Source organism: Planktothrix mougeotii LEGE 06226 (assembly GCF_015207485.1).
Classification (GTDB): domain Bacteria; phylum Cyanobacteriota; class Cyanobacteriia; order Cyanobacteriales; family Microcoleaceae; genus Planktothrix.
Window position 1 is genome coordinate 30,857 of record NZ_JADEWU010000036.1, and the last position, 21,694, is coordinate 52,550.

At 38.1% G+C, this 21,694-nt stretch carries 24 protein-coding genes and 1 pseudogene; 20 read left to right on the forward strand and 5 right to left on the reverse strand.

What is annotated here, in order from left to right; genetic code table 11:
• Positions 1-100: 100 nt before the first annotated feature.
• The 7 genes from pruA to IQ236_RS15610 all read left to right on the forward strand — a co-directional run bounded on the left by pruA (position 101) and on the right by IQ236_RS15610 (position 4,971).
• Entirely contained in the window at positions 101-3,076 is a 2,976-nt protein-coding gene (gene pruA, locus IQ236_RS15580) for an L-glutamate gamma-semialdehyde dehydrogenase (protein ID WP_193870105.1), read from the forward strand.
• Between the two features lie 173 nt (positions 3,077-3,249).
• A complete protein-coding gene (locus tag IQ236_RS15585; RefSeq protein WP_228041667.1) occupies positions 3,250-3,366 on the forward strand; it encodes a type II toxin-antitoxin system HigB family toxin in 117 nt (38 codons plus the stop codon).
• The gene (locus IQ236_RS15590) at positions 3,350-3,748 is read left to right on the forward strand and encodes a helix-turn-helix domain-containing protein (protein WP_193870106.1); all 399 of its coding nucleotides are present in this window, start codon (positions 3,350-3,352) and stop codon (positions 3,746-3,748) included. Before IQ236_RS15585 ends, IQ236_RS15590 begins: the two co-directional genes overlap by 17 nt.
• A gap of 96 nt (positions 3,749-3,844) precedes the next feature.
• Entirely contained in the window at positions 3,845-4,144 is a 300-nt protein-coding gene (locus tag IQ236_RS15595; protein ID WP_193870108.1) for a hypothetical protein, read from the forward strand.
• On the forward strand, positions 4,137-4,478 hold the full coding sequence (locus IQ236_RS15600; RefSeq protein ID WP_193870110.1) for a type II toxin-antitoxin system PemK/MazF family toxin: 342 nt from the start codon (positions 4,137-4,139) through the stop codon (positions 4,476-4,478). Before IQ236_RS15595 ends, IQ236_RS15600 begins: the two co-directional genes overlap by 8 nt.
• 68 nt (positions 4,479-4,546) lie before the next feature.
• Positions 4,547-4,753 (forward strand): type II toxin-antitoxin system HicB family antitoxin, encoded by a 207-nt coding sequence (locus IQ236_RS15605; protein WP_193870111.1) that lies wholly within the window; start codon positions 4,547-4,549, stop codon positions 4,751-4,753.
• Positions 4,750-4,971 (forward strand): type II toxin-antitoxin system HicA family toxin, encoded by a 222-nt coding sequence (locus IQ236_RS15610; RefSeq protein ID WP_193870114.1) that lies wholly within the window; start codon positions 4,750-4,752, stop codon positions 4,969-4,971. The genes IQ236_RS15605 and IQ236_RS15610 overlap by 4 nt, the downstream gene beginning before the upstream one ends.
• Positions 4,972-5,103: 132 nt before the next feature.
• On the opposite strand, the gene IQ236_RS15615 is transcribed toward IQ236_RS15610, so the two are convergent.
• From IQ236_RS15615 to IQ236_RS15625, 3 genes are all read right to left on the reverse strand, one after another.
• Positions 5,104-5,529 carry an HNH endonuclease gene (locus IQ236_RS15615; protein ID WP_193870116.1) on the reverse strand — a complete coding sequence of 142 codons (426 nt, stop codon included), beginning with the start codon at positions 5,527-5,529 and terminating at the stop codon, positions 5,104-5,106.
• A complete protein-coding gene (locus IQ236_RS15620; RefSeq protein WP_193870118.1) occupies positions 5,526-5,885 on the reverse strand; it encodes a hypothetical protein in 360 nt (119 codons plus the stop codon). The genes IQ236_RS15615 and IQ236_RS15620 overlap by 4 nt, the downstream gene beginning before the upstream one ends.
• A 195-nt stretch (positions 5,886-6,080) precedes the next feature.
• Positions 6,081-6,368 carry a hypothetical protein gene (locus tag IQ236_RS15625; protein WP_193870120.1) on the reverse strand — a complete coding sequence of 96 codons (288 nt, stop codon included), beginning with the start codon at positions 6,366-6,368 and terminating at the stop codon, positions 6,081-6,083.
• A gap of 325 nt (positions 6,369-6,693) precedes the next feature.
• Between IQ236_RS15625 and IQ236_RS15630 the strand changes: the two genes are divergently transcribed.
• The 7 genes and pseudogenes from IQ236_RS15630 (at position 6,694) to IQ236_RS15660 (ending at position 11,177) form a co-directional block, all read left to right on the forward strand.
• Positions 6,694-7,527, forward strand: coding sequence for a YjgN family protein (locus IQ236_RS15630; protein ID WP_193870122.1), 834 nt, complete (start codon positions 6,694-6,696; stop codon positions 7,525-7,527).
• A complete protein-coding gene (locus IQ236_RS15635; RefSeq protein WP_193870124.1) occupies positions 7,520-8,467 on the forward strand; it encodes a hypothetical protein in 948 nt (315 codons plus the stop codon). The genes IQ236_RS15630 and IQ236_RS15635 overlap by 8 nt, the downstream gene beginning before the upstream one ends.
• A 113-nt stretch (positions 8,468-8,580) precedes the next feature.
• Positions 8,581-8,802: a hypothetical protein gene (locus tag IQ236_RS15640; protein WP_193870126.1), complete on the forward strand. Its 222-nt coding sequence runs from the start codon at positions 8,581-8,583 to the stop codon at positions 8,800-8,802.
• 11 nt (positions 8,803-8,813) lie between these two features.
• Positions 8,814-9,065, forward strand: a pseudogene (locus IQ236_RS15645) (Txe/YoeB family addiction module toxin).
• A 308-nt stretch (positions 9,066-9,373) separates the two neighbouring features.
• Positions 9,374-9,775 carry a response regulator gene (locus tag IQ236_RS15650; RefSeq protein ID WP_072716897.1) on the forward strand — a complete coding sequence of 134 codons (402 nt, stop codon included), beginning with the start codon at positions 9,374-9,376 and terminating at the stop codon, positions 9,773-9,775.
• Positions 9,776-9,816: 41 nt separating this feature from the next.
• Positions 9,817-10,257, forward strand: a complete 441-nt coding sequence (locus tag IQ236_RS15655; protein WP_193870128.1) for a variant leucine-rich repeat-containing protein — start codon at positions 9,817-9,819, stop codon at positions 10,255-10,257.
• 206 nt (positions 10,258-10,463) lie between these two features.
• Positions 10,464-11,177, forward strand: a complete 714-nt coding sequence (locus IQ236_RS15660) for a hypothetical protein (protein WP_193870130.1) — start codon at positions 10,464-10,466, stop codon at positions 11,175-11,177.
• A gap of 107 nt (positions 11,178-11,284) precedes the next feature.
• On the opposite strand, the gene IQ236_RS15665 is transcribed toward IQ236_RS15660, so the two are convergent.
• Positions 11,285-12,154 carry an SDR family oxidoreductase gene (locus tag IQ236_RS15665; RefSeq protein ID WP_193870132.1) on the reverse strand — a complete coding sequence of 290 codons (870 nt, stop codon included), beginning with the start codon at positions 12,152-12,154 and terminating at the stop codon, positions 11,285-11,287.
• 235 nt (positions 12,155-12,389) lie between these two features.
• On the opposite strand from IQ236_RS15665, the gene IQ236_RS15670 reads away from it, so the two are divergent.
• From IQ236_RS15670 to IQ236_RS15690, 5 genes are all read left to right on the forward strand, one after another.
• Positions 12,390-12,926 (forward strand): FHA domain-containing protein, encoded by a 537-nt coding sequence (locus tag IQ236_RS15670; protein ID WP_193870135.1) that lies wholly within the window; start codon positions 12,390-12,392, stop codon positions 12,924-12,926.
• A 33-nt stretch (positions 12,927-12,959) separates the two neighbouring features.
• Positions 12,960-14,945: an FHA domain-containing protein gene (locus IQ236_RS15675; protein ID WP_193870137.1), complete on the forward strand. Its 1,986-nt coding sequence runs from the start codon at positions 12,960-12,962 to the stop codon at positions 14,943-14,945.
• Positions 14,946-15,237: 292 nt separating this feature from the next.
• Positions 15,238-15,453, forward strand: a complete 216-nt coding sequence (locus tag IQ236_RS15680) for a hypothetical protein (RefSeq protein ID WP_193870149.1) — start codon at positions 15,238-15,240, stop codon at positions 15,451-15,453.
• Between the two features lie 147 nt (positions 15,454-15,600).
• Positions 15,601-16,497, forward strand: coding sequence for an alpha/beta fold hydrolase (locus IQ236_RS15685; protein ID WP_193870139.1), 897 nt, complete (start codon positions 15,601-15,603; stop codon positions 16,495-16,497).
• A 143-nt stretch (positions 16,498-16,640) separates the two neighbouring features.
• Positions 16,641-17,252 carry a Uma2 family endonuclease gene (locus IQ236_RS15690; protein ID WP_193870140.1) on the forward strand — a complete coding sequence of 204 codons (612 nt, stop codon included), beginning with the start codon at positions 16,641-16,643 and terminating at the stop codon, positions 17,250-17,252.
• Positions 17,253-17,295: 43 nt separating this feature from the next.
• On the opposite strand, the gene ccmS is transcribed toward IQ236_RS15690, so the two are convergent.
• Positions 17,296-17,727: a beta-carboxysome assembly chaperone CcmS gene (gene ccmS / locus IQ236_RS15695; protein ID WP_193870142.1), complete on the reverse strand. Its 432-nt coding sequence runs from the start codon at positions 17,725-17,727 to the stop codon at positions 17,296-17,298.
• A 460-nt stretch (positions 17,728-18,187) separates the two neighbouring features.
• Here ccmS and IQ236_RS15700 point away from each other — a divergent pair, with 460 nt between their 5' ends.
• Positions 18,188-21,388, forward strand: a complete 3,201-nt coding sequence (locus IQ236_RS15700) for a Calx-beta domain-containing protein (RefSeq protein ID WP_193870144.1) — start codon at positions 18,188-18,190, stop codon at positions 21,386-21,388.
• Positions 21,389-21,694: the final 306 nt, after the last annotated feature.

Consider the following 21,694-nt stretch of genomic DNA (forward strand, 5'->3'; position numbering starts at 1 on the left):
AAGTAATAAACCAAAACACTAACACGGGGAAAGAATTGTCAAAATATCCTGACATTTTCCCCCATTTGTTGTGCTGTATCTTAATTGGAGACTTTAAACGGTGGTTGCACAATATCCTGACACTTACGAAGCCAAAACGCAAGAGATTGCTAAACAACTACTTGCAGCGACCCAAGAGAAAAAACGCTCATTGTTTGGTCAGTTACAAGACCAAATGCGCTTCGATGATAAACTCATGGACTGGGCAATGTCAAACCCCGGTTTACGAGTGCAATTGTTCCATTTTATTGATTGTTTACCCGCATTGCGAAGTAAACCTGAAATTGCAGCCCATTTACAAGAATATCTAACAACAGAAGAAGTTGAACTTCCTGATGTTCTCAAAAAATTACTCAATTTTGCTAACCCTGACTCCCTCCCCGGACAACTAGCGGCGACAACGGTAGCGCCTGCGGTAGAAACCTTAGCCCAAAAATATATTGCAGGTGCTAATATTCCTAAAGTCATTAAAACTTTAGAACAGTTACGCAAAGATAAAATGGCGTTTACGGTTGATTTATTAGGGGAAGCTGTTATTACTGAAACAGAGGCGCAATCTTATCTCAATAATTATTTAGAATTGATGGAAAGTCTCAGCGATGCGGCTAAAAAATGGTCAACTATTCCCCAAATTGATGAAGCTGATGGACAGCCTATTCCTAAAGTTCAAGTTTCCGTTAAATTAACCGCATTTTATTCTCAATTTGACCCCTTAGATGCAAAAGGAAGTGAAGAAAAAGTTGGTGAACGTATCCGAATTTTATTGCGTCGGGCGAAAGAATTGGGGGCGGCGGTGCATTTTGATATGGAACAATACGCCTATAAAGATTTAACCTTCAGCATTTTAAAAAATCTGTTGATGGAAGAAGAATTCCGCAACCGCACGGATATTGGCATGACGGTGCAAGCTTATTTACGAGAGTCTCAAAAAGATTTAGAAGGCATTATAGAATGGGTGAAATTGCGGGGTTATCCTGTTAGTGTCCGCTTGGTTAAAGGGGCGTATTGGGATCAAGAAACCATTAAATCTATGCAGAACGACTGGCCCCAACCCGTTTATAATGATAAAGCTGCAACGGACGCTAATTTTGAACGGTTAACCCAATTGATGTTAGAAAATCATCAATATATTTATTCGGCTATTGGTAGCCATAACGTCCGTTCACAAGCGAGAGCGATCGCCATTGCAGAAACCTTAAATGTACCTCGCCGTGCCTTTGAAATGCAGGTTTTATATGGCATGGGCGACCAACTTGCTAAAGCTTTAGTGCAGAAAGGATATCGGGTGAGAATGTATTGCCCCTATGGAGATTTATTACCCGGAATGTCCTATTTAATTCGGCGGTTATTAGAAAATACAGCCAATAGTTCTTTTGTGCGTCAAAGTTCAGAAAATCGCCCTATTGAAGAGTTATTATCTCCCCCCAAAGATAACCCAAATAGCAATATTTTTGAGACTTGGAAACCTGTATTTCCCAATGCAGCCGATACGGATTTTTCTAATGCTGCATTACGGGATAAAGGGTTACGGGCGTTAGAAATTGTACGTCAACAATTAGGACAAACCTATCAACCATTCATTAATGGTCAATATATCAATACCGCCCAAATGATAGACTCCTTAAACCCCTCTAACCCTTCAGAAATTGTGGGGAAAGTTGGGTTAATTAGCGTTGAACAAGCGGAAACCGCCATTCAAGCCGCGAAAGCTGCCTTTCCAGCATGGCGGCATACTCCAGTCCGACAACGGGCAGGTGTGCTACGCAAAGCCGCCGAACTATTTGAACAACGACGGGCGGAGTTATGCGCGTGGATGGCGTTTGAAGTCGGAAAACCCCTACATCAAGGGGATGCGGAAGTGTCCGAGGCGATTGATTTCTGTCGCTATTATGCCGATGAAATGGAACGGTTAGATCAGGGCTACCAGTATGATACTGCTGGAGAAACCAACCGTTATAACTATCAGCCGCGTGGCATTTCGGTGATTATTTCCCCCTGGAATTTCCCCCTGGCCATTCCCGTTGGCATGACGGTCGCATCTTTAGTCACGGGGAATTGCACGTTATTGAAGCCTGCGGAAGTGTCATCGGTGATCGCGGCTAAAATTACCGAAGTGTTAGTGGATGCAGGTGTGCCACCCGGAGTGTTCCAATTTGTCCCCGGAAAAGGTTCAACGGTGGGTTCCTACATGGTACAACACCCGGACGTTCACATGATTACCTTCACGGGTTCCCAGGAGGTGGGATGCCGGATTTATGCTGAAGCGGCACTACTCAAACCCGGACAAAAACACCTGAAACGGGTGATTGCGGAAATGGGGGGCAAAAACGCCATTATCGTTGATGAAAGTGCCGACCTTGACCAAGCAGTGGCAGGTGTGGTGTATTCTGCCTTTGGGTATACGGGTCAAAAATGTTCCGCCTGTTCCCGTGTGGTGGTGTTAGAACCTGTTTATGAGGCGTTTATCAAGCGGTTAACAGAGGCGGTGCGGTCTTTAAATGTGGGAAATGCGGTGTTACCCAGTACGCAGGTTGGCCCGGTGATTGATGCTAATGCTCAACAGAAGATTAAAGAATATATTGAGATTGGCAAACAAGAAGCAGAATTAGCGATCCAAGTTGCTGCACCGGAAACAGGTTATTTTGTGGGGCCAACGGTTTTTATTAATGTTTTACCGACGGCAAAAATCGCCCAAGAGGAAATTTTTGGCCCCGTTTTAGCAGTGATTAAAGCTCAAAATTTTGAGGAAGCGTTGGATATTGCCAATGGCACTAATTTTGCATTAACGGGGGGTTTATATTCCAGAACGCCGTCCCATATTCAGAAGGCAAAAGCTGAATTTGAAGTGGGAAATTTGTATATTAACCGAGGCATTACGGGGGCAATTGTTTCCCGTCAACCCTTCGGTGGATTTAAACTTTCGGGTGTGGGTTCTAAGGCGGGTGGCCCCGATTATTTATTACAATTCTTAGAACCCCGTCACATCACAGAAAACATTCAACGTCAAGGTTTTGCCCCCATTGAAGGGGTTGAATAACTGCACTTTAATCCTCTCTGTAGGGGCGGGGTTTCCCCGTCCTGACTATAGTGTGGTAGAAGGCGATCGCTTTTTTTAAAGGGCGATCGCGCTATAATCATAAAAAAACGAGGAAACCCTAATGAGACAAGTGATCATTAATAACTGTAAAGACTTGACGATAGATTAAATAAATGATAAAATTAAAAATTGTAGGTATCGACTACGAAGAACAGATCGTTTACTACAAATATTTTCTGACTCATGCCGAATATGATAAAGGCAAGTGGAAAAATGACCCTTACTATTGATAAAACTGTTTATAGCAATTTGTTAGCTGAAGTCACTCCTCAAGTGATTGAAACGGAGGAGGAGTATGATCGTATTTTAGCCATTGTTGAACGATTAACCTTTGCTAAAACTCGCACCCCTGAAGAACGAGCGTTATTAAAATTGCTGGTTCAGTTAGTTGAAACCTACGAATCAGAACAGTATCCCATCGATGAGTCTACACCCTACGAGATCTTACAACATTTGATGGAAATGAGTGGAACTTGTGAAAGCGATTTAGTTGGTGCTATTGGCTCAAGTGATGTTGTCTCTGAAGTTGTTAATGGTAAACGTTCTATTAGTAAGGTGCAAGCAAAAGCAATGGCTGATTATTTTCAAGTTTCGATCAACTTATTTATTTAATTAAATTTTAATTCAATCTTTAGTAGCCCTGAAGTGTGAAAACAAGGGAGCGATCGCGCTAGAATTAATATAAGATTATTGAGGAATTGAAAGAATATGAACCATAAACTCATCGATTCTTTAGTTCAAATTATTTCTTCATTAACACCAGAAGAAAGACAAAACCTAGACAAACAATTAGCGAGTCAACAACCCCCAATTCAAAAGTCTTTTATTTCTATTAAAGATGATCCTTGTGTGGGAATGTGGAAAGATCGAGAGGATTTACAGAATGGTAGTGAACCTAATACTCAAGAATGGCTTCATGCAGTTGCTAACAATCCCGCCTTTGACTTTCTAAAAAACCCTGAAGAAGATATTTACACCATTACTGATGGAAAGCCGTTTTATGACTAAAGGTAAAGTTGTATTAGTGCCTTTTCCATTTGATGATTTATCTGCAACAAAAGTCCGTCCTGCGGTTTGTCTTACCAATCCGATTGGGCAGTATAATCATATTATTCTAGCGTTAATTACCAGTACAATTCCAACTCATATAACAGAAACAGATATTGTACTAAATACTGATCACTCTGATTTTACGGCTTCTGGGTTACGCAAATCTTCAACACTAAAGCTAGATTTCTTGGTTACAGTTCGCTCATCTATTATCTTGCGTGAACTGGGTCAGTTGTCAGAAAATACACAGGATGAAATTAGCCGAAAACTTTGTAAGTTGCTGTCTGAATAACAAACAAGATATTTTGTAGATGCGTACAACGCGATCGCGCTATAATCCTAAAAAAGGAGGAAATTCTAATGAGACAAGTGATCATTTATCCGGGTGAAGGTGGCTATTGGGTAGTTGAATGTCCGAGTTTACCAGGCTGTATTAGTCAAGGAAAAACCAAAGAAGAAGCGTTAACAAATATTAAGGAAGCGATTGAACTTTATATTGAAGTGTGTCAAGAAAAAGGGCAACCTCTGCCAGAAGATCCCTTTGAAATTATGGTAGTAGCGGTATGAGTAAATTACCGATCATTTCTGGTCGAGAATGCGTGAGAGCATTGGAAAAAGCAGGTTTTTATATTGTGCGTCAGAGGGGAAGTCATATTTCAATGTTTCGAGATGATCCTGTAGCTCAGTTGGTTGTCCCTAATCATCAAGAACTTGATAAAGGAACCTTACGATCTATTATTAGATCTTCAGGTTTAACAGTGGATGAATTTATTAGCTTGTTATAAATTAAATATTAATTAGTGCTCGCTCTTTATTGAGAAGGGGCGATCGCATTCCAACACAGGAACCAATCAGAAAAGCGATCGCTCTTTTAAAAAGGGCGATCGCACTTTACTAACTATCTTTATTAAAGTGCGCTAGAATTCTGGAATATCTAAAATATTTGCTTGTGATAGTAACTTTCGTTCCTCAACTCGCTCTGGACGATTTATCTGTAACAATTTTACTGTCACTCGTCCAATCGCAGTTAACGGGATAATTTCACCTTTTTCTAATTTAAAATGGTCACGCCAGCGATCGCAACGAGGGTTATACAATCTTACAATTTCTCCATTCATGGGATCGATTGAAGCCAGATCGCTTCCTTTATATTTATTGCAGATTGTACAAGCCAACGCCAAATTATTTTCGTTCGTTTGTCCACCGTGCTTTTCCGCAATGATATGATCGATTTCATGGGGTACAAACACAGAAATTTCTGGCATCAAACAATACTCACAAGCAAAATTAGCACGATTACAAACCAAGCGTTTGAGAGCAGCAGAAACATAAGCCTTGCTCATGCTTTCGCTTCCTTAAGTTTCAGCAATGCTTTAGCCTTAGCTACCCGCACCAAATGTTCAATATATTCATATTGTTGCCATGATCGTTCCTCTTCAGCCGTCAACCCAATGGTTCTATTTTTTTCCAGCAAATTGTTAATATGGTGTTGTAATGTTTCCGACGGCTTCAACGCCAAAATTTCCTCTGGAGTGGGAAGATTTGCCAAGAATTCTAATACATCTGCCAACCCAGAAAATCCAGATTGAGCATCTGCACTCCACTCTCGCAAACCCAGTTCTAAAATTTGTGTTAACTGCTCTTGCAATGGATTTAACCGCATTGCCAATTCATCTGGAACTTCAACTTTAATCTGCATGATCGAACTTTGCAACACTTAAAGAGATTTGTGTTAATCGTAGCACTAATTTTTTAAATTGAGGTCACAAATGTTAGCCATAACGTAATATTATTATAGCATCTTAGTAAATTTTATAAGCTGCGATCGCATTCCAACACATGAACCAGTCAGAAAAGCGATCGCTCTACACCTAACAAAATTAATATTAGAATATCAAATATCTCCAATATTACTATCAGGATCATCATTACTATCAGGATCATCGACGAATAAAGCTGCAAAACCGCCAGGATCATCATTACTATCAGGATCATCGACGAATAAAGCTGCAAAACTGGCTATAGCCGTAGTTACAGATACCAGAAATTTTCCCCCTAATTCTAGGATTACATTGAATGGAAATAAAACCCTTAATAAAATAGCTCCTAGCTCATTAAAAAAGCCTCTTACAAAAGCAAGAATAGATTCCTTAGCAACTTTTTCAGGAAACTTATCGCTCATAATTACGCCTTAATATTATTATCGAACCTGTTTGAGTTTTGCATTTAATCACTGTATCAAAACTATCTGGTGATTTTTGTAAAAATCGATAATGTTTTGAATAAAAGCTATTTTTACCAAACTCTTTAATATATTAAAATATAACTCTGGCTTTGATCAGCCGTATAAATACGGAAATTTTTATGTTATCAGAAATCCGTGTAAATACATACATTTGCTAATACAGGTTGTATTAAAAGTTAAATCCTAAATTTACTTGACGTTTTAAGATTTTATAAATAAAATATAAATTGGCTTATGTTGATGATTAACCAGGGGTTCGATTATGAATGCTTTTATAAAATCTGATTTAAAATCTCTAAAAGACGAACAACTCAAAAATATTTTTAATAACCTTAATCTGATCAATATTAATATTTTTCCTACTGAGAGGCAGAAAATGATAGATACAATCTACAGTTTTCTGCAAAACCATACTAAGTCTGTAAAAGGTCTTAAAAAGGTTGATGATCAAGACATTATTGATTGTTGGCAGGGCTACATAACCTCTATTTTACAAAAAACACAGGAAAAAGATAATAATTTAAAGAGACAAAAAAACCTGATATTAGCAGAAATTTATAAGATTGATACAGCCCCAGAAATCAGTAATCAATTAGCCGCGATCTCACGCAGTATTTTACTGTTTGTATTTCAATCATTAGGAGAAAAAGAGAAACAACAATTAATCAAAAAAATTCAAGAGGAAACCTCAGTAAAATTCCATTTTAAGCTAACGGATAAAATATTAAATAAAGCTATGATAGAAGCTATTTTAGGTGGTGCTGCCCCTGTGGTTTTAGGTGCTGCACTACCAATAGTCGCTGGTTTGTTATTTAACTATTTAGTAACGGGTTTCTTATTTACTGTTGTACTACCAACCATTTTAGGTGTATTAGGCATAAATTTGGCTGCATTTCTAGGGGGTTTAGGAGTTGTAGCAGGCCCGATTGGATGGGGAATTGCTGGAGGTGTTGGTTTGGTTGCAACATTATTAGCAGGTTCTAAGTTTTTTAAGCAAAGGGATGAAGTGTTATTGGTGATGACAATACTTTTTATCTATACTAACATATCTCAAAATAAATTACCTAGATTATCAGGAAATCAACAGTATGTATGATCAGCTTTTAAAACAATTTCCTCAACTGAATTATTTAGGAGAGGTAACGATTAACTTTGCTAGTGGTATTGCTAGAAATACTGCTACTCAGGAAGTTATTGCTCACGCCGAGCAAATCTTAGCTTGTAGTGATGTAGCCACCTATGCAGAAATTGTATTATCGTCTGCTGGGACTGTTATTGTTAACTCGATTGATATCAAAAAAACTTTAACCCTTGTTAAACAGATTCATAGTTTATCTGCGATTAATATTGCTTTAGCAGGCGTTAATTTAGGCGTTAATTTAGTCGGTTATTATCTAATTAGCTCCAAGTTAGACAACCTTGACAAGCAATTATTTACTGTTCAGAATCAGATCGAAAGCTTAATTAAAAATGAACAGCGTAAACTTTTATCCGAGAGTAAACTCTTAATCAAACATTCATTAAGCTTGATTCAGCTTTTAGAAGATTATGGGTTTAGTGAAAATACAGCTTTAAGTATAGAACTATTATTAGATAAACAGGAAAATCATCTAAAAGAATTAATTAGCCTTCATAACAATCAGGAGCAAATCAGCTTATCCTTAGATCAGATTTACATTATCTACTCAGCTTATATCAATTTATTCAAAGCTTATCTAACAGCGATTTACTTAAAACAGCAAAATCTAACTAGACAAAAAAATCGGATTCAAGAATCTCATGAAATCAATAAGCTTTTATCATCTAAAGCTATTCTCTTTTTTATTTATCAAGAATGTTTATTTAATCCTCGAAGAATTTTAACTGAGTCAGAAATACAAGAAGTTATTAATCTGTATCAATTTTATACTCAGAGTTATAATGATAATCTCAAAAATCATTATGATTTTTTAATAACAACTCCTTTAGATAAGTATCAAGATTTTCAGCAAAAAACCAACAATGCTTATCAGCCTATGATTTGGATTAAGCATTGAGTTATTGCACAAACAGAATAACGATTAACCTTTAAGTTGATTCACCCCTTAACTGACTCTTTGTTTATACCCCTATGTTAAAATATTGCTACAGTTGAGTAATTAGCTTTTCTATGCAAACAATTTATCGTATTAACGCCAATGAACTCGATCAAAACTTTTTAGAAGGATTAAAAGCTACGTTTCGAGATAAAGAAATTGAGATTATTGTTTCTGAAGTTGATGAAACGGCTTATTTAATGGCTTCTCCTGCAAACCAAGAAAAATTATTGCAAGCGGTAGAGAATATTAATTCTCAGCAAAATCTTGTTGAGGTTAGCTTAGATAGTCTATGAAAAGGAGAGTTATGTTTGAAGCCTCTGCCTTTGAAGACTTCAATCAGTGGGCTTCTTTAGATAAAAAAATGTATGCAAAAATTATTGAGTTAATCAAAGATATTGATCGCTCTCCTTTTAGGGGTTTAGGAAAACCAGAACCTCTAAAACATGAATTAAGTGGATTTTGGTCAAGATGAATTAATGATGAACACCGTTTAGTTTATAAAGTAACAAACGAAGAAATTATTATAGCTTCTTGTAAGTACCATTATGAATCCTGAAGAATGCTGTTCTTGTCAACAAACTTTAATGTAAAGCCCAGCGTCTTCAGAATATATTAATAATTCAAGAGAATTTTTCCTCCACACCCGCTCAACATAGAAAATACCTATTCTACGACCTTTCGACGATGTAATCCTGAACTTTTCTATCCTTTTCTAGCCTGACTTGCTAAGAAAGATTGTATCCTGTCAGAGGAAGAATTTAAAAACTCCTGAACTTATCCCTATCGACGGTTTGACGGTTATAGAAGACACTTAAGGTATAGATGGATAGATGAAATTGGGTTTATTGGAGGGGCAAGACCATGATGAGAACCGTTTTAGTGGTTGAAGACAATATTATTAATTGGAAAGTCTTTGAACGAATTTTAACAAGACGGGGTGGGTTAGTGGCTAAACACACCGAAGATGTGGAAACCGTGATGCAAATGGCGGTTAATAAACAAGCTGATCTAATTTTAATGGATGTGTCTTTAACGAATAGTTATTACGACGGGAAAGCCGTTGATGGGATTAAAATTACCCAAATGTTAAAAGCCAACCCAGAAACAGCAAAACTACCCGTTATTTTAGTCACTGCCCATGCGACAACAGGTGATCGAGAAAACTTTTTAGCTCAAAGTGGTGCTGATGATTATATTCCTAAACCTGTTGTTGATCATAAAGCCTTTGTCGAACAAATTAAATCTAAATTACCTGTAGACGATTAAAGGTGATGTTAATTTTTTAACCCCTAAACGTTGTCAACATCATGATCTTACCAGAGTGCATTATTCTTCAACATGAAGCAGCAAACCCGACAACTTCTGGCGAACGTTTAGTCGAACTTGCTCAACAAAATATAGAATTAGCGCGACTGGTTGCCAATAATTCTAATGCCCCCCCAGAGGTGTTAAAAGCCTTGGGAATGAGTGTGGACGTGGCAACTCGCCATCTGGTTGCGACTAATCCCAATACCCCTGGAGAAACCTTAATTGAATTACTCAATGAGTTTCCTAAACCTATTTTGAGTAATCCTCAGTTTTCGATTTTATGTTCAACAGATTCCCCATTATTACATCAAATTCCCCTCTCAACAATTCGTCTTTTGGTTCAGTTTAAGACAGCCCCAGATAGTTTTTTTAAATGGGCGGCTAACCATCCAAATCCCAATGTTTTAGCTGTATTAAAACTTTCATCAAATCCTCATTGATTCACTGAGAAATCAGGGAAGCCTGAATTTCCTCCATCTCCCCCTTAATTTAATCCCGTCAGTCCTCAATTTCACACTAAATTAGTGGTATTGAAAGGTTAAATATAGAATTTTGTACCTCTAATAATCCTTGTTTTTTATCCTTCATCTTCCCTCTAAATTTAACACCATTCTTATGAATCCTAATCACACAAAGGGGTAGTATTATGATGTCAGGGTTTAATGAATCTGTAAAAAAAGAATTAATTGATCGAGCAGAACTCTATCACAATGGGTCTGAAGATAGCAATTATTTAGATCAGTTATTTCAACTAGAGTTACTCCCTGATTTTATTATTGATGGATTAAATCTTAACGGAAGAGTCAATAATATTCGCTATTTAAAACCATCACTAAGCTTGTTGGAAGCATCTCTTAAAAAATTAGCAAAAAAAAATAATTTTGGGGATATCTTAGAAATTGCTACTGATTGTAATAAACCTGGACTATTAGGGAAACAACTATCAGAATGTTCCCATGAAACTCGTCTATTATTAGCGGCTCATTCCCAGACCCCAAGGGTAATTTTACAGGGGTTATTATATGATATTGAAGCCCAAATTCGGACAATTGCTGCTCAATCTTTAGCTCAAACTTCAGAAGGAGTAGGACATTTAATTGCCTATTATGCTAAAACTTCTCCTCCGGTGATTCGTGCGATTATTTTATTACATTCTCAAACGTCTCCATCACTCTTATCAACAATAATAGAAAATGTTAAATATTCTAATTCTTGGTTGGTGAAATATGCGATCGCTCAACACCCCAATACCCCCATTTCTGTCTTAAAAACCCTAGCTATTGATCCTCATCCTCAAGTTCAGGAAGTAGCTAAACTTCAATTACAAGGGTATTCAAAATCATCGATCATTCCTGCTTAAACTATTATAGCAGAATATCATTAATTATCCCAGGACTTCAAGATGATAGAAAGCAGTCTAGTGTAGAGACGTGCCATGGCACGTCTCTACGTGAAATTTGATGATGATCAACGGTTTAAAAGTTGTAATTCCTCTCGAATAGATAAGGGTTGATATCCTAAATTAAACGCTTTAGAACTTTCTAAAGAAACATCCGGGGGACGGGGTGCAGACATTTTAATCTCTGCTTGAGAACAAGGTTTAATCAAATCAGCAGGAAGCTCTAAAATCTCAGCCATGAGTTTGCCAAATTCATAACGAGAGAGACGTTCTTTCCCGCCTAAATGAAGAATTCCTTGAGTTGTTTTTAAGGCTAATAATAATCCTTTAGCTGCCGTTGTTCCACTCACGGGAGTTCTAAATTCATCGACAAATAACTTTAACTCTTTTCCGTCTTTTAGAGCTTGAATAAACGGTTGAATAAAACTGGTTGCATGGGAAGGAACATTCCCAAACATTAACGGCATTCTGCAAATTGCTGTTCTGGGGTATCGTTCTAACATTCCCTGTTCAGCTAATACTTTTTGCTCTCCATAATAACTTACTGGAGAAACCGAATCAGTTTCCCGATAGGGTGCATTTAACCCATTAAAAACTAAATCTGTTGATGTAAATACACAAGGAATATTTAAGTCTGCACAGAAGTTAGCAATTAGAAGGGAAACTGCAACATTAATTTGATGGGATAGTTCAGGATATTGTTGACAAAAATTGGGTTGAGATTGAGCCGCAGCATGAATCACTGCATCCGGTTGTATCTCTTGAAATAGAATTTTAAGAGCTTGTTCATCTGTTAAATTGGATTGAATTAAATTAATATTATCAATATTAATAACTTTAGAATGGGTAATCCCATAAACTTGCCATTGAGTTTGAGCCAGTTGGCAAAGATGCCATCCCAAAAAACCGCTTGCTCCTGTAATTAATAGTTTATTCATGACAGGTTAAATTAAAATTGAATGAATTAATATTATTGGCTTTAGGATAAAAGTGCGATCGCTTTCTTCCCCTTCTGATTCATTAGACTCACATTCTGATGATCCTATTTTACATTATTTTTTATGAACAAGATCCCTTGAATCAGCCAACTCGGATAAAATTGAAAGTTAAGAATAACCCGAAATCCCATTCAGTCAACCGAAATAGAAATCGTTATTTTAATGATTAATCCCCATGAACGAATTAACCCTAACTTGGACAGAAGCGGGTCACTCCTGTACCCAAACCCTAAATGATCAATACCCCAGCCAACATCCCGGAATTGTTCGCATTGGACGAGATCCAACACGCTGCGATATTGTATTATCCCATCCAACGGTATCAGGATTACATATTGAAATTTATTTTAATCAAGCTAAACATAATTTTTATTTAAAAAATTTACGAGACACAAATCCTCCTTTAATTAATCATCAAAAGTTAATAACGGGTGAAGTTCTTTTAACCCTTGGGAACCAGATCCAATTAGGACAGCAACAACTGGAAGTCAGCGCCGTTTCTTTAGACCCTTTTTTAATTCCCCCAACCCAATTATTTTCCCCGAATGAACCAAACTCTCAAGCAATTATTTATCCAAATCCTGTACAATATGGTTTACAGTGTTCCAAATGCGATCGCGTTTCCTCTTATCAACAGTTAAATTCAGGGTGCCCTTGGTGTGGAACGTCGTTAGCCTCAGCAATTAGCGTGGTTTTATCCACTGAACATTAAACTATAACCCTCGAAATCAAAACTAAAAAACGGATGCAAATTCGACTGAGTTGGCAAAACTTAGAAACAGGAGAATGGCGAACCCCAATTCTAACGCCTCCCATTGCATTAGGACGGGTTTTTGAACGAATGCCTTCTACGGTTAATGGAGAACGGGTTTCTCGTCTTGTTTTAAATGGCGAAAGAGTGTCCCGTTTTCATGGGTTAATTACCTGGGAAAACGGAACCTTAATGTTAACGGATACGGGAAGCCGCAATGGAATTTTAGTCAATGGAATTCCTCAAACCCGTTGTCTGCTTCAAGATGGAGATCTCTTACAAATTGCTCACTATAATATTACCCTTTCTTTAGTCACCAATTCTTTTAATAATCTCCCTCAAAACCAATCTCAAATACCCTTTTCTCCCCCTACGAAATTACCTGATCCTGATCTCTCAGCCCCCACAGTTTCATCGGCAAATCGAGAAAGTTTTCCGCCTCCATCTTTTGTAAATTCCTTACAAATTTCTGTACAACAATTACAAACCCTAGGATTACAAATTGATGAAATCGATTATCTCACAATTGGGGCAGGATTAGGAAGTTTTATCTGGGTAGATTTATTAAGAATTTCTGGAGTTAAATCGAATCAAATTATGGCATTAGGGATAGATAATAAACCCTATACCCATTATCAACAATTGTGTTTAAATTCTCAAATTCCTCCCCAGGAACGGTTACGCTCAAACTCTGATTCTTGTCCCGATAATATTTGGGGATGGCCGAGTTATGCCTTACGGGAAGCTTATACAGAAGCCGGACAAGGGCAATTTTTAACAGCTTTAAAGCTGCTTTGGCAAGTGTTTGCAGAACCCACCTTTGCCGAAACCTATACCCCCCGTTCAGGAAATGTTTTTAATTCAATTGATCGCGAAGCAAATCGAATTCAGTGGTCACAAATGTATCGTTATGGACGAGTCAAAAGTATTCGGAAACTGACCGATGGCCGTTATGCGATCGCCTATTCCCGTTCCACCGAAAATCGTCGAAATCATGGCTTTATCCTCGCTAGATATGTTCAGATTGCCACGGGCTATCCAGCTATTCAATTTCTCCAGGATTTACAAACTTATCGAGAACAAACAAAAGATTTTAAAACTGTTGTGAATGCCTATGAAAATCATGACTATATTTATGAGCATTTAGAACAATCAGGGGGTACCGTAATTATTAGGGGTCGTGGGATTGTTGCCTCTCGAATTTTACAGCGACTTTATGAAGCCAGACAGAAAAATTCTCAAATCCAAATTCTTCATTTAATGCGATCGCCAAAAGCCCAAGGAAATCAATTTGAAAAGGCAAAACGAACCGTTGAAAATCATTTTGAATTTCAACCTTTTAACTGGCCAAAAGCATCTTGGGGAGGTGACTTACGCCAACAATTAGAAGCCGCTAACCCTCAAGATCGGTTAAAGCTTTTAGAACAGTGGGGAGGAACAACTACAGCCCGCCGAAAAGATTGGCGAAATATTATTAATCAAGGACTGCGCCAAGGGTGGTATCGGATTACATTTGGAACCGTTGAACGAGTGGAACCTACGCCTAACGGTCGCACGTTAACCACCATTCGAGAACAGGGGTTAAATGCTAACCTTCAGTTGGAAGCCGATTTTATTATTGATGCTACCGGATTAGATGCAAAAGTCAATACAAATCCTTTATTAAATGATTTAGTAACCCATTACAATCTCCCCTTAAATGCTTTGGGACGCTTGAGTGTTACCAATGATTTTGAATTAGTAGAAATGCGAAATTCTAAGGATTCTGAAGATCGGTTAGGAGGTCGTATTTATGCCGCCGGGGCAATAACGTTAGGAGGGCCCTATGCGGCAGTCGATAGCTTTTTAGGGTTACAATATGCTGCCTTAGTTTCTGTTGAAAATTTAGCGTCTCTTTCAACACCGGGCTTACGCAAATTGACGGGATGGCGCTCCCTGTGGCAATGGTTGAAATGGGTTAATAATCAGCCCCCTAATTAATAAAAAAACACGCCCAACAAATGAAGGGCGCTTGCCAGGGTGCATCTACTTATGATTTTTAGTATAGCTCAAGGATGGGTGTAACCCCCCAGGTCGCTTAACAAACTGTAATCTTTTGAGGAAGACAGGGTAATACAATCTTTATTTTAGAGAAGATGAGGGCCAAAATCCCCGGAAGTGACATGAATCACAAGATAGTTTCCGAAAAATCACCTACGCAACGTTAATCAATCACCACTCTAATTTGACAAATAGGGGATGATAAAAGTGTCGAGTTCAATCTCTAACCATGATGCCTAACCTTAATCTTTTACCCGGTGCGATTATAGAAATGCTGGCAACCACAGCCCATACCCATTCCTTAACCCAAGCTGACCGCTATGGATTGATGGCTGCAATTTTAGACGAATCCTTATCCGACGAAGAACGCCGATGTATTGATCGGATGTTGAGATCGCTCCTTCGGGGAAAAATTGAAATTGTTAATGAAGTCTCTGCACTTGCCTAAATTCCACCTGAAATCAACAATAGAGCTATGTTTTGTGAACTCGACAAACCCAGAACATGGCTCTAATTTTTTAAGCTCAAAAAATCTTTCCATTCCTGTTCGGTGTTCCCTGCTATAGAATTAAACAGACCCTCATTGCGACTGAATATGTTTCCGAGTTTTCTACCCCAGTCTGTACAAAGGTTAACTGAAGCAACTTCTATTGCTTTTGCTCAAAATCTCAAATGTAAGGCAATTTCTACCCCTCTACGAGAGCAACCGATTCAAACAATCTATATTCATCAAGGAACGGGAGGAACCCCCATTTTATTAATTCATGGGTTTGATAGTTCTTCTTTTGAATATCGGCGATTATTGCCGTTGTTAGCCACAGAACAAGAAACTTGGAGCTTAGATATTTTAGGTTTTGGATTCACAGAACGGGGCGCCGAATTTCAGTTTAAGCGCTCGGAAATTATGACGCATTTATATTCCTTTTGGGAAACTTTAATTAATCAACCTGTTATTTTAGTCGGGGCATCAATGGGGGGTGCAGTTGCGTTAGATTTTGCCTTATGGTATCCCGGCATCGTGAAATCTATTGTATTATTAGATAGTGCTGGAATGAAACCAGGGCCAGTGATGGGTAAATTTTTATTACCTCCCTTTGATTATTTAGCGACAGAATTTTTGAGAAATCCTAAAGTTCGTCAAGCCATTAGTGAAAGTGCTTATTTTGATAAAAGCTTTGCGTCTTTAGATGCTCAACTTTGTGCTGCTTTACATTTAGAAGCGATGGGCTGGAATCAAGCCTTAATTCGCTTTAGCAAAACGGGAGGATATGGAAAGTTTGGTAAGGAGTTAAATGATATTCAACAACCGACCTTGATTTTATGGGGAGATAATGATAAAATATTAGGAACGGCTGATGCTTATAAATTTGAAAAAGCCATTCCCCATTCTCAATTAATTTGGATTAAAAATTCGGGTCATGTTCCCCATTTAGAACAACCCCAAATTACTGCACAACATATTTTAGATTTTGCCAGAAAGTCAACTCCCTAGGTATAGGTTAGGCTTCCCTCACCGGAGAGCCTACCTCTGGCAACTGAAGGGAGAGCAACAGTAGCTAAAAAGCTAATCTTCTGTCAGTTGTTCGATGTTGTAGGGTAGAGATATAATCTGAAAACAATCATGGAGGTGCGATCATGGTTATTACCCAAACCAGCCCACCAAACCTTACTCCAGAGACAAAAACCACTGGTTTCACTCCCGACGAGTATCGGGCAATTGAGGAAACTTCCGAAGAACGTCACGAATACTTTAATAGAGAAATAATCACGATGTCGGGAGGTTCGGAAGTTCACAGTGCGATCGCGAGTAACTTGTTAATTTACCTAGGTTTTTTGCTCAGGGATACGGATTTTCGTTTGTATAATAGCGATTTGCGTGTTTGGATTCCCGAATATTCTTGCGGAACTTATACTGATTTGATGGTTGTTGATGGTCAACCCGAATTGAACAGCAATCGTACCGATGAAATCCTCAATCCTATTTTTATTGTTGAAGTCCTATCGCCTTCTACTGAGGCTTATGATCGGGGTGATAAGTTTAGAAAATATCGCTCTATTGGCAGTTTTAGAGAATATCTGCTGGTCAGCCAGACGGAACCCTATATTGAGCAATATTACAATCTTGAACACAACAGCAATGATCGCTGGCAATGGCAGGTTTATGATCGTTTGGATCAGTCAATTCGCCTCCATAGCTTAAATGTGGAATTTCCGGTGGCTGAAGTCTATCGTCGCATTACTTTTTAAATTAAACCGTAGAAAAGAAACACACCAAAAACCCGATCAAATTCTACAATTTTATCATTTGATTCATAGAATCTTCTAACTCTTTTAATAATGTATCAACATCTTTTCCAATCTGTTCAAAACAATCAGGGGGAGTGGGATTAGATTCAAAATAAATTAATTTGACACGATCAAAACCAATTCCAATCAAAATCACTTCTTTTTCCGGTTGATATCCATCTACAATTCCTAAGAGTTCTTGCAAACGATTTTCAACACTTACATTGAGTTGTTCAATAGCAGATTTCGGACAAGGAACAAAATGGGGGGTGGGTTTGAGATCAATTCCTAGGGTATCGGGTTGTTCACCCCACTGTAAACGCAAACCCCAAGCTAAAGCTGCTAATTCCGGGCGATGAGCTTCCACAAACCGATCTAACTGACTTTGCCAACTTGGTTTTTCTAAACTGGGTTGATTGCTATCAAGTTTAATCATTGTTTTACGACTGACTTTCACTAAGATTATATTTTATCAGTTATCAGTAGAGACGTGCCAAAAGCCTTACGGCATGGCGACCCCATGGCACGTCTGTACAAGTTATCAGTCATCAGTAGCAAGTTTTGAGACAAAGGGTTAATAAAATCAGTATTTTTGAGGAATAGCCAATGCAAATGATAACTCAGTATCCTTAAAAATACGGTTAGCTCAAAAAATGATGTATATTAAATCACGTTTAAAACATAATTATTATCCTCAAGCATAATTTAATTTGTGGAACTTTTGATCGCAGCAACTCATCTTTAAACTTTTGTCTATCCCTCTCTAGCTGAGGATTTAACCGAATTTTAATTATTTATATTTTTAATCAAGTGGGATTAAATATTTTCCTGATTAATAGGATAAATCTCGAATAAATGGTATAGGCATTCTGAGTCTTTGAGAGGAAAATTTGATCATGAGTCTTGACACTTTTAATTCAGGAAATTTATTCTTCAGTTTGTTTTCGGTTAGTGTTCCCGATCCTCAACCCTTATCTTCTTCCTTGGGGTTTAATCTTCCTCTGGGAAGAAATTCAACTCCTGAAATCAATTCTTTACCCACCGCTAATGCTGATTTAATTATGGGTACAATCTTTCAGGATAATATTTTTGCTTTAGGTGGAAATGATACGGTTTATGGTTTAGAAGGGAATGATATTTTAGGAGGAAATCAACAAGCAGATCAAATTTTTGGTAATCAAGGAAATGATAGCCTTTATGGAGGTCAAGATAGAGATACTTTAGCAGGGGGTCAAGATTCTGATCTGATTTTTGGGGATCAAGGTGATGATCTTTTATTGGGCGATCGCGGTGCAGATACATTATTTGGAAATCAGGATAACGATAGAATTTATGGGGGAAAAGAGAATGATTTCGTTACGGGTGGAGATGGTGACGATCAATTATTCGGTGATTTAGGAGATGATATTCTTTATGGAGATTTGGGTGCAGATATGGTAACGGGTGGAGAGGGAAATGATCTATTTTATATGGGTAAAACGATGGGAGGATTTACTATAACTGAGGCTGATATTATTGAAGATTTTACGTTAAATCAAGATTCTATTGGATTATTAGAAAATTTGACCTTTAGTGATTTGAATATTGCTCAGGGAACTGGAAACTATGCAAATGATACGATTATTCAAGATAAAAATTCTAATGAATATTTGGCAATTCTCAAAAATGTAAATAGCAATAGTCTCAGTTCGGATGATTTTATTTTTAACGGTTCTGATCCTACACCATCACCAACCCCTGACCCCACCCCAATACCTACACCCTCACCAACCCCATCACCAACTCCAATACCAACGCCGAGTCCCACACCAGCACCTCTGAGTGTCTTAGGGTTTAGTGCGGCTAACTTTAGTGTTAATGAAAATGGCACACCTCAAGTCGATGTGAGTGTAACTCGGACAGGAAATAGTGTGGGAAATGTGGGAGTTACAGTTAACCTTAATAATGGTACAGCAACCGCACCCGATGACTATAATAATAGTCCCATTTCTATTAATTTTGCTGATGGAGATACAACCCCAAAAATTGTTACAATTCCCATTGTTGATGACTCCTTAGTTGAAGGAGATGAAACCCTTGATCTAAGTTTTAGTAATATTATTGGGGATGCTATATTAGGAACTCAATCGACTGCAACCTTAACAATTTTAGACAATGATGTCTTAACAAACCCTGGAACCTTAGCGTTTAGTATTGGTAATATTGATATTAATGAAAATGCGGGAACCGCTACCGTTACTGTTAATAGAACGGGTGGAACCGATGGAATTGTTGGGATTAATTATACCACCAGTGATGGAAATGCGATCGCCGGAAATGACTATACTCCAACATCAGGAACATTAACCTTTGCTGCGGGACAGACCAATCAAACCTTTACGGTGAATATTATTGATGATACTTTAGTTGAAGGCAATGAAACCTTTAATTTAAGTTTGAGTAATATTACCGGAGGAGCAATATTAGGAACACTTACTACTTCTACTATCACAATTGTCGAAAATGATCTAGCAAATTCGGGTATTATTGCCTTTAGTAGTGAGAATTTTAGTATTAATGAAAATGGTACACCTATTAACACCATTACGATTAACCGCACGGGAGGAAGTAGCGGATTAGTTACAGCACAAATTACCCCAACGGATGGAACTGCAACGGCTGTTTCAGATTATAACAATACTCCCTTAACGGTTACATTTGTTGATGGAGATATTGCCTCAAAAACAATTACAATTCCGGTGATTGACGATACAGTTTTTGAACCGACAGAAACCCTTAATTTAGGTTTAACTCTAACCGCAGGAACAGCAACATTAGGAACCCAAAACACGGCTACCTTACAAATTGTTGATAATGATCCCAGTGATAATCTCCTCTTAAATAGTGCCACCTATTTAGGAACAACGGGAAGTGATAGTGCAGCATCGGTGGAAATTTCGCCCGTTGATAATAATATTATTGTGGCAGGCAATTTTAACGGGGTGGGAGAAATTCAACGGTTACAAAATGGCAATACAGCCCCCTTATCAAATACCCCATTAGGTGGAGTTGTTAATGATTTAGATGTGGATCGAGATAGTGGGGAAATTGTCGCCGTTGGGGATTTTGGAATTAAAGTTTATAACCCTACTGCTAATACAGTTTTATGGTCACAACCGGGTACATTTAATCGAGTTGCGATCGCTAATGATGGTACAGTTGCCACCTTAAATAATAGTACCGATACCGTAACATTATGGAGCCCAACGGGAACCTTATTAACCAGTACCATCTTAACAGGAACTAATGTTAATCCGGCGGATATTGCGATTGATCCAATGACAAAACAAGTCTTTGTTACGGGATATAATCAAGTTAGCAGTATCTTACAAACTCCCTTTTTACGAGGGTTTGATTCTTCGCTCAATTTATTATGGAAAACCTGGGATTTTACGGCGGCTGAAGTCACCGGACAAAATTTAGGTGCAGATACACGGGGAGAACGCATTACTATTGGTCAAGATGGCGGACTTTATTTCCTAGGAAAAACCGACGGCGGAAATAACGTTTTTCAACGTAATGGTCAAACTATTACTGAAACCTTAGCCACTTTGGTTAATATAGATTCTTTTAATAATTTCTCCGGTGCGGGTGCAGGATCTTTCACGTTCCATAGCAAGATTAATCCCAATACGGGAACAATAGATCAAGGTCAATTTATTGTCACCCGTACTAGCACAGGAGCAAATAGTTTTACACCCAATTCCATCACGGCTGATGAATTTGGTAATGTATATATAGGAGGTTCTTCCGCGTTTCAATTGCAAAATCGTCCGACTAAAACCATTAATAGTCAACCTGTTGGTGCTTATACCTTGGGAGAAATGGCCGTGTTAGGATTATCGGCTGATTATACTGTCCGAAAATTCTGGACTCCCTTAACCCAAACAGGTGATGCAGATGGCGCTAAAGGAACTATAAATGGTTTTACCGTTGCGAAGGGTCAAGCGGTGATTTTGGGGACGGTAACACAAGCCTCTGTTCCCACAACAGTTAATGCTATTAATCCTAATCCATTAGGGGGAAATGATGCTTATTTAGCTACTTGGTCAGTTTAGTTCAGAAACCGGGTTTCTCTATAAAACTTGATGGAGACTCACAGATAACGGTTAGAAACCCGGTTTCTTAGACTCCACCAACAGAAACCCTCAGAAACCGGGTTTCTCTATAAAACTTGATGGAGACTCACAGATAACGGTTAGAAACCCGGTTTCTTAGACTCCACCAACAGAAACCCTCAGAAACCGGGTTTCTCTATAAAACTTGATGGAGACTCACAGATAACGGTTAGAAACCCGGTTTCTTAGACTCCACCAACAGAAACCCTCAGAAACCGGGTTTCTCCATAAAACTTGATGGAGACT